Source organism: Nocardiopsis exhalans (assembly GCF_024134545.1).
GTDB classification, from domain to species: Bacteria; Actinomycetota; Actinomycetes; order Streptosporangiales; family Streptosporangiaceae; genus Nocardiopsis; species Nocardiopsis exhalans.
The window spans coordinates 6,116,935-6,134,873 of record NZ_CP099837.1; the positions used below are offsets into that span (position 1 = coordinate 6,116,935).

Consider the following 17,939-nt stretch of genomic DNA (forward strand, 5'->3'; position numbering starts at 1 on the left):
TCCACGGGGCTCCCCCTCTAGTCCGCCGCGTCGGCGTCGTCGGCGCGACGGAATTCCACCTGGACCTTGGCCTTGGCGATCGAGTCGTAGGCCAGGGTTCGGGGCCGTCCCTTGACGTCCAGGGTCACGCCCTGGTCGTCGGACTCGGTGACGCGACCGGTGAGGTCGCCGCCCTCGACGAGGGAGACCTTCACCAGTCGGCCCTGGGAGCGCCTCCAGTGGCGAGGCAGGGTCAGCGGACGATCCACTCCGGGGGAGGTGACCTCGAGGACGTAGGGCTGTTCGCCCATGACGTCGGAGGCGTCCAGGCTGTCGTTGACGGCCTGGCTGATCTCTCCGACGGTGTCCAGGTCGACCCCGTTGTCGGAGTCCACGACCACGCGCAGCACCCGTCGCTTGCCCGCGGGTGTCAGCTCGACAGCCTCCAGGTCCAGTCCGGCCTCGGCCAGTACCGGCTCCAGCAGCTCGGCGATGCGCTCGTTGCGCGCCTGCGCTCCCATGCGTGTTAGCCCCTCAAACGGCGAAATCCCGCCCGCTCGGCCGTGTGCCGTTGAACGGGGCGGTCCAGCTCTGTACGTAGTCTGCGGCGAATTCGCTCTGTGTCTCGAAGGCCCAGTGTCTTGGAGACGCTGTGCCGTAGAGACACACGAGCGCCGCACGTCGCGTGCGACGGCGGTTGTGGTGCAAGGGTATCCACACCTGAGCGTCCCCCAGGTCGGTCCGCGCGGGCGGGGCGCGTCGCGCTCGGTCCGCCGCATGGCTGGATCACCGTCCTGGCAGGGGGTACCGGTGCGGCCCGGGCCGACCGCCGCCCGTGGAAAGATGGGGTCTGACCGCCGCTGACGGCGGTCCTGTCGACGCCGCGCCGAGCCGCGGGGCACGGGAGGAGGGCGCGTGGGCCAGGGGGATGTCAGCCGCCGCACGGTGCTGGGCCTGACGGTGACGGGTGTGGCTGTGACGGGTGTCGCTGTCGGAGCGGGCGGTTGCGGCACAGCCGACTGGTACCCCTTCGACGTGACCCCGGACGTGTCCGTGCTGCGCTCGCTCATCCGCGAGAAGGAGCGGATGGTGGTGCGCTACGAGGCCGCGCTGGAACGGGGCACCGGCCCCGCCGAACTCCTGGAACAGCTGTTGGAGCACCACGTGACCCATCTGGACGCGCTGCTCGACGCGCTCCCGGAGGAGGTGGGCGCGTACGACACGGACCCTGATGACGTCGAGGGCGCCGGAGACGGCGAGGACGGCGAACCGGTGACCCCGCGGGAGGACCCGGCGTTGGACGCCGTGCTCGACGTTGCGGGGCTGCGGGCGCTGGCCGCCGCGGCCACCAGCGCCAGGCTCGACCAGGCAGCGGCGGTCGCCGACCCGGGTCTGGCCCAGTTGATCAGCGGGATCGGCGCGTGCGAGGCCGGACACGCGCACCTGCTCGCCCGGGCCTGAGCCTCAGCACCGAGCGCTGGCGCAGCGCCCCGCGACCGAACCACCCAAGTACGTGAAGGCAGGTAGTCAGGTGACCGAGAGCCCCACCCCCGCGGAGGGCGAGGACCCCACGGCGGCGGCGCTGGCGGAGGCCCTGAGCGCCGAGCACGCCGCCGTGTACGGGTTCGAGTTCGTCGGCGGCGCCGCCGGTGACCAGCCCCGGCGGGAGCGCGCCTCGGCGGCGGCCTACGAGCACAAGGCGCTGCGGGACGCCCTGCACGCGGCCGCGGTGGAACGCGGCATCGATCCCCCGCTCGCGCTGGCCTCCTACCCGCTGCCGGAGGGGCGCGGCGGTGACGACTTGGACGTCTTCGCCGCGGGGTTGGAGGAGACGACGATGAGCGCCTGCCTGTGGCTGAGCGCCTCGGCCGACACGGACCTGCGGATCACGGCGGCTCGGATCCTCCAGGAGGCGACGGTGCGGGCGCTGGTGTGGGGCGCCGAGCTGGACTCCCTGCCGGGGTTCGACCAAGCCTGACCCCGAACGCGAGAGGAGCGGCGGCCCGGGACCCGGACCGCCGCTCCTTCGCTGTGTCTACTCGCTCATCGCTACTCGCTGCAGGCGGTGACGGTGCGGTCGACGATCTCGCCGACCGGGACGTCGGAGCGCTCGCCGGAGCGGCGGTCGCGCAGCTCGACCAGGCCGTCCTTGAGGCCGCGGCCGACGATGACCACGGTGGGGATGCCCAGCAGCTCGGCGTCGTTGAACTTCACACCGGGGGCCGCCTTGCGGTCGTCGACCAGCACGCGCAGGCCGCGGGCCTCCAGCTCGCCGCCGATGCGCAGGGCCTCCTCGACCTCGCCGCCCTTGCCGGTGCCGACCACGTGCACGTCGGCGGGCGAGATCTCGCGCGGCCAGATGATGCCCTTGTCGTCGTGCGACTGCTCCACGACCGAGGCGACGGCGCGGGAGACGCCGATGCCGTACGAGCCCATGGTGATGCGCTTGGGCTTGCCGTCCGGGCCGAGGGCGTCCAGCTTGAAGGCGTCCGCGTACTTGCGGCCGAGCTGGAAGATGTGCCCGATCTCGATGCCGCGCGCGGTGTACAGGGTGCCCCGGCCGTCGGGCGAGGCGTCGCCGTCGCGCACCTCGGCGACGTCGATGGTGCCGTCCGGGGTGAAGTCGCGTCCGGCCACGAGGTCGATGACGTGGTGGTCGGTCTTGTCGGCGCCGGTCACCCAGGCGGTGCCGGTGACCACGCGCGGGTCGACGAGGTAGCGGACCTTGTTGTCCAGCAGGGCCTTGGGGCCGATGTAGCCCTTGGCGAGGAAGGGGTTGGCGGCGAAGTCCGCCTCCTCCAGGAGGGCGACCTCGGCGGGCTCCAGGGCGGCTTCGAGGCGCTTGAAGTCGACCTCGCGGTCGCCGGGCAGGCCGATGGCCAGGAGCTCCCAGTCCTTGCTGCCCGGGGCGCGGGTCTTGACCAGGACGTTCTTGAGGGTGTCGGCCTCGGTGAAGTCACGGCCGAGCCCGGCCCCGTTCAGAAAGTCCACGAGGGTCTGGATGGTGGCGGTGTCCGGGGTGTGGTGCACCTGCGCCTCGGGCAGTCCCTCGACCGGCAGATCGGTGGGGGCCGGGGTCCTCACGGCCTCGACGTTGGCGGCGTAGTCGGACTCCGTGCTGCGCACGAAGGTGTCCTCGCCGGTGGCGGCGACGGCCAGGAACTCCTCGGAGGCCGAACCGCCCATGGCGCCGGATGTGGCGGAGACGATGACGTACTCCAGGCCCAGCCGGTCGAAGATCCGGATGTAGGCGGCCCGGTGCTTGTCGTAGGCCTCCTGGAGGCCCTCGTCGTCGATGTCGAAGGAGTAGGAGTCCTTCATGTGGAACTCGCGGCCGCGGAGCACTCCGGCGCGGGGGCGGGCCTCGTCGCGGAACTTCTCCTGGATCTGGTAGAGCACGACCGGGAAGTCCTTGTAGGACGAGTACTCGCCCTTGACCAGGAGGGTGAAGAGTTCCTCGTGGGTGGGGCCGAGCAGGTAGTCGGCGCCCTTGCGGTCCTTGAGGCGGAAGAGGGTGTCGCCGTACTCCTCCCAGCGGCCGGACGCCTCGTAGTACTCCTTGGGCAGCAGCGCGGGCAGGAGGACCTCCTGGCCGCCCATCGCGTTCATCTCCTCGCGCACCACGCGGGAGACGTTCTCCAGGACCATCTTGCCCAGGGGCAGCCAGGTGTAGATGCCGGGGGCGGCGCGGCGGACGTAGCCGGCGCGGACGAGCAGCTTGTGGCTCGGCACCTCGGCGTCCGCCGGGTCCTCACGCAGGGTGCGCAGGAACAGGTTCGACATCCGCAGTAGCACGGCCACTCCTCGGTGATCGCGCCCAGAGGGGCGCGGGTAGATAGATGTGATGGATCTGGGGAAACCCAGGCTAGCGCTCCCGGGAGGGCGTTCGCGCGCCCGTTTCCGACTAGCGCCGGCAGCGCCTAACGTTGGAGGGATTTTCCGGGAGTGAGGCGGGGGCATGGGCAGACGTGTGCGTGACAGGGTCGAGGCCGAGGAGGAGGTCTCGGCGGTGCCCGGGGTCGACCTGCTCGCGGACGCGGACCGGCCGAACTCGTGGTTCCTGCTGGTCGAGGGCACCCCGCAGTCCCATGTGGACCTGTCCGATCCCGGTTACCTGGACTTCTCGTACGTGCGGCGGATCGCGCACGCGGCCGACCTGGTGGCGCCCGGGGGTGAGCCGGTCGAGGCGATGCACCTGGGCGCGGGTGCGCTGACGGTGGCGCGGTACGTGGCGCACAGCCGCCCGGGTTCGCGCCAGCGGGCGGTGGACGTGGACGCGGCACTGGTGGAGACGGTCCGGCGGCGGCTGCCGTGGGACCGCAGGGCGCAGCTGCGGGTGGGGATCGGGGACGCGCGGGAGTGGATCGCGGCCCGGCACGAGTCGAGCGCGGACCTGATCGTGTCCGACGTCTTCGCGGGGGCGCGCACCCCGGCCCGGCTGACCTCGGCGGAGTTCTACGCCGAGGCCGCGCGGGTGCTGCGGCCGGGCGGCTTCCTGGTGGTCAACGTCGGGGACGGGTACGCCCTGAAGCACACGCGCGCCCAGGTGGCCACGGTGCGTTCGGTACTGCCGCACGTGGTGATGACCGCGGAGCCGGGGATCCTGCGCGGCCGCCGGTTCGGCAACCTGGTGCTGGTGGCGGGGCACCGGCCGCTGCCCGAGGAGGAGCTGGGGCGGTTGGCGCACCGGGACCCGGAGATGGCGCGGTTGGTGGCGGGCGAGGACCTGGACCGGTTCGTCTCCGGCCACTCCCCCGTGCACGACGCGGACGCCGAGGACTCCCCCGCGCCGCCGACCGACATCTTCTAGCGGGCCCGGTGTCCCCCCCCCGGCGCTGGCGATCGCGGTTCCCGGGCTGCTGGTGGCGCTGTGCGCGCCGCTGCCGTCGGCGGGCATTCCCGGCCCGACCGGGGTGTTCGTGTGGTCGATGCTGCTACCCGCGGTTCCGGTCATGCTCATCGGTCAGGTTTGGCTCTACCGAATGACCCGCCGCCCCGCGGTCCCGCCGAGCTTCTTCGCCTGACTCCGGTGGTGAAAGCGGTGGTCAGCCGGGTGTGTCGCGAAGGGTGCCGATCCGCCTGCCTTGGGTAACGGGAGGGTAAGCTTCCCGTCCCTGATTGGGAAAGCCGGACAACGGGCACCTCCTGTGGCGGGGAACGTACTCGTGGCGCCACCTTCCGTCCGGAAGCCCTGGCGTGATCGCGCACGGGTACGCCACCGACCCTGAGGAGGGACCGTGCTCGACCCCCTGACCAGAACACCGCCCCAGCACGGCTGCAACTGCGGCTCTAACTGCACCTGCGGCTGCCAGGAAGGCAACGCCTGCGGCTGTGGTGCCAGCTGCGGCTGATCCGCCCCCGGCCGGGGACCCCGCGCCTCCGTGACCGGTCCCCGCCGTAGGCCAACGGGCTGCCCCTCCCCTTGGGGGCAGCCCGTACCTCTTGTCGGGGACAGACCACAACCCACACTCCGCGACATTCGGCGACGATATGTGTACTCTTAGTCACAGCGCTTTCCCTGACGGGATGAGCCGCTGCGTATCCGCCCGTCGGGGGAGATCAGCGATGCCGCCGTTCACGAAACCAGCGACACGGAGGGGACGCCTCTCCGAACACGCGAGGCTGCTTCAGTGCGTGCAGCAGATCCTGGAGCGATCCGACCGGGCGGTGCCCTGGGGTCCGGATACCGTGGGCCTGCCCGAGGCCCCTTCCGACAGCGCCCTGGCCCGCATCAACGACGTCGCCTTCTACGCCAACGCCCGCAACGAGGTGTCCACCCTCGCGAGCGTCTGCGCGGACCTCCTCCATCTACACAGCCCCGCCGGGGAGAACGAGCACCGCTGCCGGGGCTGTCGGCTGCCCTGGCCCTGCCCGACCTTCGGTGAGATCGCCCGGCTGATCAGCTAGCCGCCGGACCTCGCGGGACCCGCGCGGACACCGGGGAAAGCCGCGAAAACGGACGTCGCCCGCCGAAGTCGGGGCGCGATCCGACTTCGACGGGCGACGGTCCTTCGGTTCGCCTGCCGCCAGTGACACCCCACGACCGAACTGTTGGGTGCCCTCACCGGGCGAGGCACACCCAGAGGCTAATACTGGAACGCGTTCTACCGCAAGACCCGAGCGCCACTCGGTTTTCTGAAGAAAGCCCTCTCACCCGGAGAAACCAGTCAATCCGGGACAGCCAGATCTTCTGCAACAGGATCTACTCCTGCGGGGCCGCCAGCACGGAGGCGCCACGAGAAAGCCGCCCGGTGCGCGAAGCGGCACACGGAGCGGATCGACAAGAGGGACCGGGGACAGCCCGAAGAGAGGAGGAGGACCCCGGAGTGACGGAGAAGGGGCCCGGAGAGAGGGGCCAGCCAGGCCCAGGGGCGGGGGACAGCCCCTGGGACCGGCAGTGACCAGGCGCGACAACCCGTACCCCAGGTGGACGAAGGACCCTCCCACACACTTCGGGGCGCACCATGCACCACAGACGTTAACGAGGCACCGGTAACGCGAACACCCCCCTTCAGATAACCGGAATGTCTCGATTCACCCTGGGCGAGACCAGCGCCACCGCATCGTAGCTCCCATTAGGGCAGGTCACGGCGGGCGGGCGAGAACAGCCCGGAAAGAGCCAGCAAGAAAAAGGGGCAAACAAGAAGGCCCTCGCCGGAAAACCGAAACAGGAAACGCTCCGCCATGACCAGGGGAAGGTTGCAGGGGGTTGCAATTCCAGCGAGGGCCCAACACAAATCCCCCCCGGGATCAACGCCGGGGAGGGAGTTCAGCTAATCCGGGTAGCCAGCAGATACGCACCGGGCGAATCTGCGTCAACGATTTCCGTAACCCGCCACACCTGGCCGCCGACGCTGAACACATCACCCACCCGAACATCGATCATGGGCGTGGGGCGCCAGTCTTTCGGACCGCCGATCTTGGCCACCGGCTGACCGTCGTCGTCGGTCCAGAAGCTCCCTCCGCCAACGGGTCCGCCCGCGAAGCGGTCGTTGCGACCGTAACTGATCTTCTCCTGCGCGCCGATCTCGTGGACCACCGTGGATTCAGTCCCAACCGTCTCGAATTCCATTGAAAACGCATCCATATTAACCCGCGCCACCCAATTGGACAGGGAACCGGCGGGTAAGATTAGCGTTTTGAGCAGACTAGCCGACAAAAGTAATGCGCGGGCCGGGACTTTGGTCCCGACCCGCGCAAGCGGCGGTTCAGCGAATTATCAGTCGCCGCTCGACGTGCCCCGGCCGCCCTTGAGCCGGCCCACGAGCGTCTCCAGGGCCGAGCTGAACGGGTGGTCGTGCACCATGTAGGTCCAGGTCATCGACGGACGTTTGACCCCGACCGAGCTCACGTCAAGCTCGCCGTCGACCACCTCGAGCTCCTCGAAGCTCTCGGCCGCACGGGAGCGCGCGTCGTCCAGGAAGCCCTTGAAGACCGGGACCGCCTCGCGGTTGAACTCGTCGAGGGGGTCGCGGCGGCCCAGGAACCTCAGGTGGATGCCCTCGCGCAGCTCCGACAGGAACGCGTTGTGGTCGGTCCAGCCGCGGTCCAGGTGGTAGAGGGTGATCAGCTTGGCGGCCTTGGCGACCTCCTCGGCGTCCAGCTCCTCCACCAGCTCCTCGTGGCGCTCCTTGCGGTCCGCCTTGACGTGCCGGTCGCCCTGCCCGCCGGTGAGCACCAGCTCGCGGTGTTCCAGGACCACCTCGCGCTGCACGTCGATGAGCTTGTTGTAACGCCAGGTGTTGCGGTGCACCTCCAGCAGCTGGCCCTCGGAGACCCGCTGGGCGTGACCGACCATGGCCAGCCAGCCCTCGTCGGTGATCTCGCCCTCGGCCGTGGTCTGGTAGCCCGTGGTCTCGGGGGCGTGGTTCACCAGCAGGTCGTCGTCCATGCTGACGAAGAAGATGGAGTCGCCGGGGTCGCCCTGGCGCCCGGCGCGTCCGCGCAGCTGGCCGTCCAGACGGCTGCTGGGGTAGCGGCCGAAGCCCATGACGTACAGACCGCCGGTCTCGACCACGCGTTCGCGGTCGGCCATGTCACTGCCGCCCAGCCGGATGTCCGTACCGCGTCCGGCCATCTGGGTGGAGACGGTGATCGCGCCGTAGGTGCCGGCCTCGGCGATGATGGAGGCCTCGTCCGCGTCGTTCTTGGCGTTGAGGACCACGCTCTCCAGCCCGGCCTCGCGCAGCCGGTCGGCCAGAAGCTCGGATTCGGCCACGTCCTGGGTGCCGATGAGGATCGGGCGCCCGCTCTTGTGGACCTCCTCCACCTTCTCGACGAGGGCGTCCTCCTTCTCCTCGCGCGTGGCGTACAGGCGCGTGCCGTGGTCCTCCCGGATGTTCGGCTTGTTGGAGGGGACGACCGCCACCTCGAGCTCGTAGAACTCGCGCAGCTGCTCGGCGACGCTCATCGCGGTACCGGTCATGCCGGCGAGGGTGGGGTAGCGCAGGACCAGGGACTGGACGGTGATGGAGTCCAGGACCTCGCCGGTCTCGCTGACCGCCACCTTCTCCTTGGCCTCGACCGCGGCCTGGAGGCCGTCCGGCCAGCGCTGGAGCAGGGCGATACGGCCGCGCGACTCGTTGATGAGCCGCACCTCGCCGTCGCGCACCACGTAGTGGACGTCGCGCTGGAGCAGCACCTGGGCGTGCAGGGCGAGGTTGACCTGCGGCAGGACCGAGGTGTCGTCCTCGGAGTACAGGTCGACCCCGTCCAGGGCCTTCTCGACCGCGTCGATCCCGGCGTCGGTGAGCTGGACGTTGCGTCCCTCGCCGTCGATCTCGTAGTGCAGGCGCGGCTTGAGCGCGCGCACGACGTCGGCCATCTCGACGTCGGCGGGAACGGCCTCGGCGGCACCGGCCAGGACCAGCGGCACACGGGCCTCGTCGACCAGAACGGAGTCCGCCTCGTCGATGATGGCCACGTGGGGTTCGGGGACCACCCGGTCGTCGATGTCGGTGACCATGCGGTCGCGCAGGACGTCGAAGCCGAGCTCGCTGACGGCCGCGTAGGTGACGTCGCAGGCGTAGGCGTCCTTGCGCTCGGCGACGGTGGCCTCCTCGCTGATGGAGCCGACGGTCACCCCGAGCATCGTGTAGAGGGGGCGCATCCACTCGGCGTCGCGCCGGGCGAGGTAGTCGTTGACGCTGAGCACGTGCACGCGCTTGCCGCGCAGGGCGAACCCGGCGGCGGCGAGGGTACCGGCGAGGGTCTTGCCCTCACCGGTGGCCATCTCGGCCACGTGGCCGTCGAGCAGGGCCATCACACCGAGCAGCTGCACGTCGAAGGGGCGCTCGTCGAGGGTGCGCCGGGCGGCCTCTCGACCGACCGCGCACAGACTCACGAGGTCGCTGTGGGAGTAGGGGAGCTCGGCGTAGCCGAGGTTGATGGCCTTCTCCGTCAGCTCCTCGTCGCTGAGTTCTCGCAGGCCCTCCTCTTCGGCCTCGATCGCCGGCAGGAGCTTGGTATAGGGCCGCAGGTCCACCGCACCGGGCTTGCCCAGTAGGCGGCGGACGCTTTCTGCCATTCGTCCGAACACCACGCCAGGGTAACGCCGGACACAACCGAATGGTTCCCCTCGGGTGATCGTTAGTACGAACTAGTCGGACGAAACCCCCTGGGGGGGAAGGGGTTCGTGCCGGTTCTGCGGGGTCGGGTCAGGTGACGAGCTGGGTCCGCTGAGTGGGCTGGGTGCGCTGGGTGCGCTGGGTGCGCTGGCGTGCTTCCACGGCCATCGCGTGCTTGACCAGGGTGACCAGGACCCGGACCACGGACTTGCGGTCGCGCGCGTCGCAGTAGACGACGGGGACGTCCGGGGTGAGGTCGAGGGCGTCGCGCAGTTCCTCGGCGCTGTAGGCGTTCTCGGGGTCGAACTCGTTGACCGCGACGACGAAGGGCAGACGGTACTGGCGCTCGAAGTAGTCCAGGGCCTGGAAGGTGTCCTCCAGGCGCCGGGTGTCCGCGAGGATCACCGCGCCCAGAGCCCCGCGTACCAGGTCGTCCCACATGAACCAGAAGCGCTGCTGGCCGGGGGTGCCGAACAGGAACAGGGTGAGGTCGGTGTCCAGGGAGATCCGGCCGAAGTCCATGGCCACCGTGGTGCTGGTCTTGTCCGGGGTGTGCGAGAGGTCGTCCACACCAGCGCTGGCCGCGGTCACCGCGGCCTCGGTGCGGACCGGGGGAATCTCCGACACAGCCCCGACGAACGTGGTCTTTCCGACCCCGAAGCCCCCGGCGATGATGATCTTGGTGGACAGTTCGGTGGGTGCGTGGACGTTGTTCGTGCTGTTAGCTGAGTGGATCACAGTTTGTCCTAGCGAGAGTGCCGGGCCTGCACGGACAGTTGGCTCGCATGACCCGGTCTGGAGGGACGCGGTGCTCCCGGGTCCGAACCTCCGCGGGAACGACCGCACCAGGAACCTAACACCGGACGGCGCTGGAATCCGGGGTTTCGGCACAGTGGGGCACGAGGTCACATCTCCGACGACTCCGCACTTTTCGGGCGACGCACAGCCGAAGACCCCCCGAGGCGGGATGTCCGCCTCGTGGCAGGGAGTCCGTCTTGACGAACGGACCGTAGTCAGACAAGCACACTCCTGTACCCCGGAAGGTCGACTTTACGACATTGTGAGCGGCCATTTTCGGCCGCTTTCGGCCGTGCCAATCCCTGTCCGGCACTGCCCCCGCCATCTACGGTGGAGTACAGGGCACCCGCCTAAGCGCGGTCGCAACGGACTCCTGGCACGAGGACGCGGCCACCTCGGGGCCCTCGGCGGCGCCTTGGGGCGCACGACCATCACCGACGTCTCGCTCTTCGACGTCGGACCGGCCGTACTCCCCCGACCGGCGCTCCGCAGCCCCACCGGCCCACAACCGTCCACGTGGGCCGGTGGCGGTTGTTGTGGGGGCATCCCTGCTCCGGGTGCGTAGGATGGACGGGCACCCTCCCCGAACGGCGCCGATCACTGAATCGCCGTGTGCGCGTGCGCGCGCGAGACGGGTCGAGGGGTTGTTTTCCCACAAGCAAGCCGAACACTCCCAAGGGAGCCGAGAACCCCACATGTCCGATCAGCGCGTCGTCCGCCCCACTCCCATCAGCGGTTTCCCCGAGTGGACCCCACAGGTCCGGGCCGTGGAGCAGCGTTGGCTGGACCATATCCGCGCCGGGTTCGAGTCCTTCGGCTTCGCGTCCGTGGAGACCCCCTCCGTGGAGAACCTGGACGTGTTGATGGCCAAGGGCGAGACCTCCCAGGAGGTCTACACCCTGAACCGCCTCCAGGCCGATGCCAAGGACGACTCCGACGCCAAGCTCGGTCTGCACTTCGACCTGACCGTGCCCTTCGCCCGGTACGTGGCCCAGCACTTCAATGAGCTGACCTTCCCGTTCAAGCGCTACCAGATGCAGCGCGTCTGGCGCGGGGAGCGCCCGCAGGAGGGCCGTTTCCGCGAGTTCACCCAGTGCGACATCGACGTCATCAACGTGGACTCGGTGCCCCTGCACTTCGATGCCGAGCTGCCCCGGATCGTGCACCGGGTGCTCAGCGGGCTGGACATCCCGGCCTGGACGCTCAACGTCAACAACCGCAAGGTGCTCCAGGGCTTCTACGAGGGCCTGGGCATCAAGGACCCGATCGCGGTGATCCGCGCCGTGGACAAGCTCCACAAGATCGGTGACGACGGCGTGCGCGAGATCCTCCAGGACGAGGGCCTGAGCGCCGAGCAGATCGACCCCTGCCTGGCGCTGGCCCGGATCAAAGGCACCGGCGTGGACGTGGTGGAGCGCGTCCGGGGGCTCGGAGTGGCCTCCGAGCTGCTGGAGGAGGGCCTGGACGAGCTGGCCTTCGTACTGAACGACCTCGCCGACCTGCCCGAGGGCAGCGTGGTCGCGGACCTGTCCATCGCGCGCGGCCTGGACTACTACACGGGCACCGTCTACGAGGCCTCCTTCGACGACGACCCCGACTACGGCAGCATCTGCGCGGGCGGCCGGTACGAGAACCTCGCCGGTCAGTTCATCCGCAAGCGGCTGCCGGGCGTGGGCATCTCCATCGGTCTGACCCGCATCTTCGCCAAGCTGGTGACCGAGGGCAGGATCGAGACCGGTCGGGTCTGCCCCACCGACGTGATGGTGGTGGTCCCGGGGGCAGAGCAGCGCGCCGAGGCGCTGCGTACCGGTGAGCTGCTGCGCGAACGCGGCTTCAAAACCGAGGTGTTCCACTCCACCGCCAAGGTCGGCAAGCAGATCCAGTACGCGTCCAAGAAGGGCATCCCCTTCGTGTGGTTCCCGCCGTTCGAGCAGGGCGGGGAGCACGAGGTCAAGGACATGGGCAAGGGCGAGCAGGGCCCGGCCGACCCGGCCGTCTGGACCCCGCAGGGCACCGTGCTGTAGCTGTTTTCTTCGGCCTGCAGTTCGGGCACCTCGAAGGGCAGCGGCTCTCAACGCTGACGCACCCTGTCGGCGCCCTCGCTCCGCAGGCGGACAGTGCTTTCTTCGGCCTGCAGTTCGGGCACCTCGAAGGGCAGCGGCTCTCAACGCTGACGCACCCTGTCGGCGCCCTCGCTCCGCAGGCGGTCCTTAGCAGGTTCTGGTCCGGCACGGGGTGGTTTGCGACCTCCCGTGCCGGAACCGGCCATTCCCGAGACAGTTCGTGGGTCCGGGTGCCAGACTGGGACAGGCTGTACTCCGTGACGTACCGCGCGTACGTCGCGGGCCGATTTCGGTGTTCTAGTAATCGAGGCCATGTCACCTCCCCGCCACAACCTGCCCCTGTCCGCCGGCGAGTTCATCCAGTTCGTCGGCCGTGAACGCGACATCGTCGACCTGAGCCGCATCATGGGTGAGTCCCGGATGCTCACGCTGACCGGTACCGGCGGGATCGGCAAGACCAGACTCGCCCTGCACCTGGCCGAGCGCGTGCTGCGCCGATTCCCGGACGGTGCGCGGTTCATCGACCTGAGCGAGGCCTCCGACCACGAGCAGGCGCTGCGCACGGTCGCCGCCGGTCTGCAGGCGGCCACCGGCGACGCCAAGAGCCTGATGGACGGTGTCATCACGGCGCTGCGCACCCAGCACATGCTGCTGCTCCTGGACACCTGTGAGCACGCCGTGGGACCGATGGCCCAGCTCTGCCAGGCCGTGCTGCGCGACTGCCCCCGGGTCCGGATCCTGGTGACCAGCCGCCAGCCGCTGCACGTGCTCGGGGAGACCATCTGGCGGGTGCCCCCGCTGTCCCTGCCCGCTCGCCCCACCCCCACCGATCCCTACGCGGCGGTTCCGGCGCCGATCCCGAGGCGGGACGCCCAGCGCTACGAGTCCGTGCGCCTGTTCCTCACGCGCGCGCATGCGGCCCGCTCCGGGTTCGAGATGACCCGGGAGAACTCCGGGTACGTGGCGGAGATCTGCCGGATGCTCGACGGCATGCCGCTGGCCATCGAGCTGGCCGCCGCCCGGGTGCGGGTGCTGTCGGTCCAGCAGATCCTGCGCCGCCTGGACGACCGCTTCCAGCTCCTGACCAGTGACGGCACCGGCAACCTCCCGGCCCGCCAGCGCACCCTGCGCGCGGTGCTGGAGTGGAGCCACGACCTGCTCTCCGATGCCGAACGGCTGCTGCTGCACCGACTTTCGGTGTTCTCCACCTGGTACCTGGAGGCCGCCGAGGACGTGTGCTCGGGCGAGGGGGTGGACCCCGCCGACATCCTGTCCCTGCACTTCTCCCTGATGGACAAGTCGCTGGTGGTGCTGGATTCGGAGATCGACGGAACCGCCCACTACCGCCTGACCGAGACGGTGCGCGTCTACGCCGCCGAGCAGCTGGGTTCGGACGGCGACGAGCGCTGGGAGCGGTACCTGCGCTTCTCCGTCAACCGGCTGGAGGAGGAGGCCAAGAGCGCCGCCGTCCCGCAGACCTGGGAGGAACGCCTGGGCCGGCTGCGGATGTACGACCACCACCGGGAGAACCACGCCCGGATCGTGGCGTGGGCGCTGTCCCGGGGGCGGGTGGACGAAGCCCTGCGGGTGTGTGTGGCGCTGCGGACCTACTGGCTGGTGCGGGACCTGTCCGCCGAGGGCAGTCGGCTCCTGGAGCAGGTCCTGGCACACGAACCCGACGAGCAGTCGCCGCCGCTGCGCTCCCGGGCGCTGGCCCTGCACGCGGAGCTGCGTCTGGACGTGGACGCCGCGGCCAGGGTCGGTGCCCTGGCCGCCTGTGCCCTGGAGGCCGCGCGGGCCTGCCGTGAGTCCACCGCTGCCGCCTCGGCGCTGGCGACGTCGGCCACCCTGTCCCTGCGCACCGGTGCCCTGGAGGACGGCGAGCGCCAGGCCGAGCGGGCCCTGGCGTGGGCGGCCCAGGCCGGTGACCCGATGACCGAGGGCACCACCCGGGGCGTGCTGGCCGAGCTGGCCCGGCGCCGAGGCGCCACCGAGGAGGCCGTCACCCACCTGGAGGAGAACGCGCGAGCCGCCCGGGACCTGGGCGACCGCTGGGGTGAGGCGCGATGTCTGCACGGTCTGGGGTCCATCGCGGCCGAGGCCGGCGACCACGAGCGGGCGCAGGAGCTGTTCGCCGAGGCGCTGGAGGTCTTCGGTGAGCTGCCCTCGGCTCCACTGGCCGCGCAGTGCGCAGCGGACCTGGGCCGCCTTCATCTGGCCGAACGGGACACCCTGTCCGCGCGGGAGCCGCTGGCGCAGTGCCTGCGGGTGAGTTTCACGTCCGGCCGCCGGATCGCGGTGGCGCGAGCGCTGGAGGCCCTGGCCGAGCTGGCCCTGGCCGAGGAGGAGCCCACGCGCGCGGCCGCGCTGGCGGGGGTGGCGGCGAGCCTGCGGGCCGAGCTGGACCGGCCGTCGGCGGAGACCGTCCGGTTGCGGTCAGCGGTGGAGCGCAGGGTGGGGTCGGGGCGGGCCACCGAGGCGTGGAGCGCCTGGCGCTCGCTGCCCTTGGAGCAGGTGCGTGATCGGGCCCTGGCCTTCCCCCGCCCGCCCACGCCCCGGCTGACCGGCGCGGACGCGCTCACCCCGAGGGAGCGTGAGATCGCCACGCTGGCCGAACGCGGCCTGTCCAACCGGGAGATCGCCCAACGGCTCACCATCAGCCAGGCCACCGCGGCGCGCCATATCGCGAACATCTTCAGAAAACTCTCGATTTCGTCCAGGACGCAGTTGACCGGCTGGGCTTCACCGCGAGAACCCGGCTGAACGACTCACGTTCGCCCCTGAGCACTTGCACAGTGCGCGTGCACCCGCTAAACCAGAAAGCCCAACCACCTCCGCCCACCCCGATGACGTCCGCCCCGCCGCCCCCGAGTTTCCCCCGGACAAGACCACCCCTGACAGCCCCTATTTGTGAAGGCCATGGCACCTTTGACCGCGCCAGCGCGGCACAATCTCCCCCGGCCAGGCACCAGTTTCGTGGGCCGGGAGCGAGATCTGAGCGATCTGCTCCGCCTGCTCGGCTCCAGCCGGTCCGTGACCCTCTGCGGCTCCGACGGGATCGGCAAGACGCGACTGGCCCTGCGCGTGGCCGAACAGTCCACGGTCTCCTTCCCCGATGGGGTGTGGATCGCGGACCTGACCGACGTACGCACCACGCTGGAGATTCACGCGCGTATCGCCCAGGCCGTGGGTGTGATCGAGGAACCGGGCCTGCCCCTGGCGGCGACCGTGACCGAGGCGCTGCGGGACCGTCGGCTGCTGCTGGTGCTGGATTCGTGCGAGCACATCGCGGACGAGGTGACCGAGGTCGGGGAGGCCCTGCTCACGGAATGCTCGGCGGTGTCGGTACTGCTCACCAGTGAGCTGCCGGTACGGCTGACCGGCGGGACGGTGTGGCGGGTGCCACCGATGGCGCTGCCGGTGGCCGCGCGCAACGCCCCGCCGCCGGACCCGGCCGACGCGGAGTCGGTGCGGCTGTTCCTGGACCGGGCCAGGTCCCGGGACCCGAGGTTCACCGCTTCGGGTGCGGAGCTGGAGGCAGTGGCGACCCTGTGCGATCTGGCCGGGGGCGTTCCGCTGGGTATCGAGGTGCTGGGCGCGCGGGCCCCGGACGAGGGCATCGACGCGCTCACCGAGGGACTGCGCGCGCACCTGGCCTCCCCCGCGCTCCAGCCCGGGCCGGGGCAGGCCGTCTCACGTAGCCAGGTGCTGCCTCTGGTGCTGGACTTCGTCTACCGGGCCCTGCCCGAACCCGAGCGGGTGCTGCTGCGCCGTCTTTCGGTGTTCCGCGGCTGGGACCTGGAGCTGGCCGAGCAGGTGTGCGCGGACGGGTCCCTGCCCGAGTCGGGCATCCTCGACCTGCTCACCTCGTTGCTGGACCGGTCGCTGATCACGGTGACCGGCGAGTTCGAGGGGCGGGTGCGCTACCGGCTGCCCGAGGCGGTGCGGCTGTTCGCGCACGGGTTGCTGGTCGAGGCGGGTGAGGCCGAGCTCTTCCAGGAACGGTTGCTGGAGCGCATGCTGCGACTGGCCGAGGCCCTGGGGCAGCGGCTGGAGTCGAGCCGGTCGATGCCGTGGGCGGAGCGGGACGCCGGGCGCCAGCGGGTCATCGCCGAGTACGACACGCTCAGGTCGCTGCTGCGCTGGGCGCACCAGCGCGGCGCGGCCGAGCCGGGGCTGCGGCTGTGTGTGAGCCTGGTGGCGCACTGGGTGAGCCACAACAGCTACTCCGAGGGCGCCCACTGGATGGATCGGCTGCTGGCCCTGGAGGAGACCGCCAAGGCGCCTTCCCGGGCGCGGGCCCTGGTGGGTCGGGCGCAGCTGGCGCGGGTGCGGCGGGACCACGATCTGGCCGTGAGCGCCGGCGAGGAAGGGCTGCGGCTGTGCCGTGAGGCCGGGGACGACGTGTTCGTGCGCACCGTCCTGAACCTGCTGGCGCTGGTGGAGGTACGCGAACGCAACCTGGACCGGGCTTCGGTGCGGGTCGAGGAGGCCCTGCGGCTGTGCCGTGAGGCCGGGGACCTGTGGGGCGAGGCGATCGCCCTGGGTACCCGGGCCGCTTTGGTGGCCCAGCAGGGCGACTACCCCACCGCCGACCAGCACTACAACGCGGCGCTGACCCTGCTCCGCGGGATCGACCACCGCTGGGGGGTGGGCGTGGTCCTGCTGGGACAGGCCCGCGCCGCGGAGGTCAACGGCGACCTGATGACCGCCGACCGCTGTTACCGGGAGGCGCTGGACACCCAGCGGATGATCGGCGCGGTGGCCGAGGAGGCCCGATGCCTGGCCGGGATCGGCCGGGTCGCGCACGCACAGGGTTCCACGAGCCAGGCCTACGACTACCTGAGCGAGGGGCTGCTGATCAGCCACACCAGCGGGCAGCGCGCCGAAGCGGCCCGCAGTCTGGTGTCGCTGGCCCGGGTGGCGTTCGGTTCCGGGCTGCGCGAACCCGCCTGCCGCCTGGCCGGGGCGGCGACGGCGCTGCGCGCCCGGGTCGGACTGCCCGTGCAGGGTGCCCCGTGGCCGTTCGTGGACGTGGAGCGGGTCCGGCGGCGCCGCCGTCACCTGGTGAGCTGGTGGGAGCAGGGGTACCTGCTGGGCCAGTCGGAGGTGGTCCGGGAGGCATGGCGGCTGGCCGAGGAGGGCCGCCGCCCGGGTTCGAGTACACGTGCAGGTTCACGATCGGGTTCCGGCTCGGGTGCGGGTTCGCGATCCGGTGCGGGTTCCGGCTCGGGTTCGCGATCCGGTGCACGGCGCGGGCGTAAGGACGGCTCCGCCGCCAAGGGCGCGTCCGCCCCCGCCCCGGTGCCCTCCCCCGAGTCGACCAGCCCCCGGCAGCTGCTGACCCGGCGCGAGCTGGAGATCGCGCTGCTGGTGAGCACGGGCAAGAGCAACCCGGAGATCGCCCGGGCCCTGTTCATCACGTCGTCGACGGCGGCCAGACACGTCGCCAACATCAACCGGAAGATGGGTTTCCACTCGCGCACACAGATCACCGCGTGGATCGAGCGGCACCGGACGGCCTGAACCCCGT

At 70.6% G+C, this 17,939-nt stretch carries 12 protein-coding genes; 7 read left to right on the forward strand and 5 right to left on the reverse strand.

What is annotated here, in order from left to right; genetic code table 11:
• Positions 1 to 17: 17 nt before the first annotated feature.
• Positions 18 to 500, reverse strand: a complete 483-nt coding sequence (gene rimP / locus NE857_RS27120) for a ribosome maturation factor RimP (RefSeq protein ID WP_017581784.1) — start codon at positions 498 to 500, stop codon at positions 18 to 20.
• Positions 501 to 894: 394 nt separating this feature from the next.
• On the opposite strand from rimP, the gene NE857_RS27125 reads away from it, so the two are divergent.
• Both NE857_RS27125 and NE857_RS27130 read left to right on the forward strand, forming a co-directional pair.
• Positions 895 to 1,440: a hypothetical protein gene (locus tag NE857_RS27125; RefSeq protein ID WP_254418215.1), complete on the forward strand. Its 546-nt coding sequence runs from the start codon at positions 895 to 897 to the stop codon at positions 1,438 to 1,440.
• Positions 1,441 to 1,510: 70 nt separating this feature from the next.
• On the forward strand, positions 1,511 to 1,957 hold the full coding sequence (locus NE857_RS27130; protein ID WP_254418216.1) for a ferritin-like domain-containing protein: 447 nt from the start codon (positions 1,511 to 1,513) through the stop codon (positions 1,955 to 1,957).
• 71 nt (positions 1,958 to 2,028) lie between these two features.
• Here the strand turns inward: NE857_RS27130 and NE857_RS27135 are convergent, their stop codons facing one another.
• Complete coding sequence (locus NE857_RS27135; RefSeq protein WP_254422109.1) at positions 2,029 to 3,762, reverse strand: proline--tRNA ligase; 1,734 nt, start codon at positions 3,760 to 3,762, stop codon at positions 2,029 to 2,031.
• Between the two features lie 175 nt (positions 3,763 to 3,937).
• Between NE857_RS27135 and NE857_RS27140 the strand changes: the two genes are divergently transcribed.
• Positions 3,938 to 4,789 (forward strand): spermidine synthase, encoded by an 852-nt coding sequence (locus NE857_RS27140; RefSeq protein WP_254418217.1) that lies wholly within the window; start codon positions 3,938 to 3,940, stop codon positions 4,787 to 4,789.
• A gap of 824 nt (positions 4,790 to 5,613) precedes the next feature.
• On the forward strand, positions 5,614 to 5,886 hold the full coding sequence (locus NE857_RS27145; RefSeq protein ID WP_254418218.1) for a hypothetical protein: 273 nt from the start codon (positions 5,614 to 5,616) through the stop codon (positions 5,884 to 5,886).
• 862 nt (positions 5,887 to 6,748) lie between these two features.
• On the opposite strand, the gene NE857_RS27150 is transcribed toward NE857_RS27145, so the two are convergent.
• The 3 genes from NE857_RS27150 to NE857_RS27160 form a co-directional block, all read right to left on the reverse strand.
• Positions 6,749 to 7,051, reverse strand: a complete 303-nt coding sequence (locus NE857_RS27150; RefSeq protein ID WP_254418219.1) for a DUF6406 domain-containing protein — start codon at positions 7,049 to 7,051, stop codon at positions 6,749 to 6,751.
• A 147-nt stretch (positions 7,052 to 7,198) separates the two neighbouring features.
• Positions 7,199 to 9,505 carry an accessory Sec system translocase SecA2 gene (gene secA2 / locus NE857_RS27155; RefSeq protein ID WP_254418220.1) on the reverse strand — a complete coding sequence of 769 codons (2,307 nt, stop codon included), beginning with the start codon at positions 9,503 to 9,505 and terminating at the stop codon, positions 7,199 to 7,201.
• Between the two features lie 130 nt (positions 9,506 to 9,635).
• On the reverse strand, positions 9,636 to 10,283 hold the full coding sequence (locus NE857_RS27160; RefSeq protein WP_254418221.1) for a GTP-binding protein: 648 nt from the start codon (positions 10,281 to 10,283) through the stop codon (positions 9,636 to 9,638).
• 755 nt (positions 10,284 to 11,038) lie between these two features.
• Here NE857_RS27160 and hisS point away from each other — a divergent pair.
• The 3 genes from hisS to NE857_RS27175 all read left to right on the forward strand — a co-directional run bounded on the left by hisS (position 11,039) and on the right by NE857_RS27175 (position 17,932).
• Positions 11,039 to 12,367: a histidine--tRNA ligase gene (gene hisS, locus NE857_RS27165; RefSeq protein ID WP_254418222.1), complete on the forward strand. Its 1,329-nt coding sequence runs from the start codon at positions 11,039 to 11,041 to the stop codon at positions 12,365 to 12,367.
• 351 nt (positions 12,368 to 12,718) lie between these two features.
• Entirely contained in the window at positions 12,719 to 15,169 is a 2,451-nt protein-coding gene (locus tag NE857_RS27170) for an ATP-binding protein (RefSeq protein ID WP_254418223.1), read from the forward strand.
• A gap of 165 nt (positions 15,170 to 15,334) precedes the next feature.
• Positions 15,335 to 17,932, forward strand: coding sequence for a LuxR C-terminal-related transcriptional regulator (locus tag NE857_RS27175; RefSeq protein WP_254422110.1), 2,598 nt, complete (start codon positions 15,335 to 15,337; stop codon positions 17,930 to 17,932).
• Positions 17,933 to 17,939: the final 7 nt, after the last annotated feature.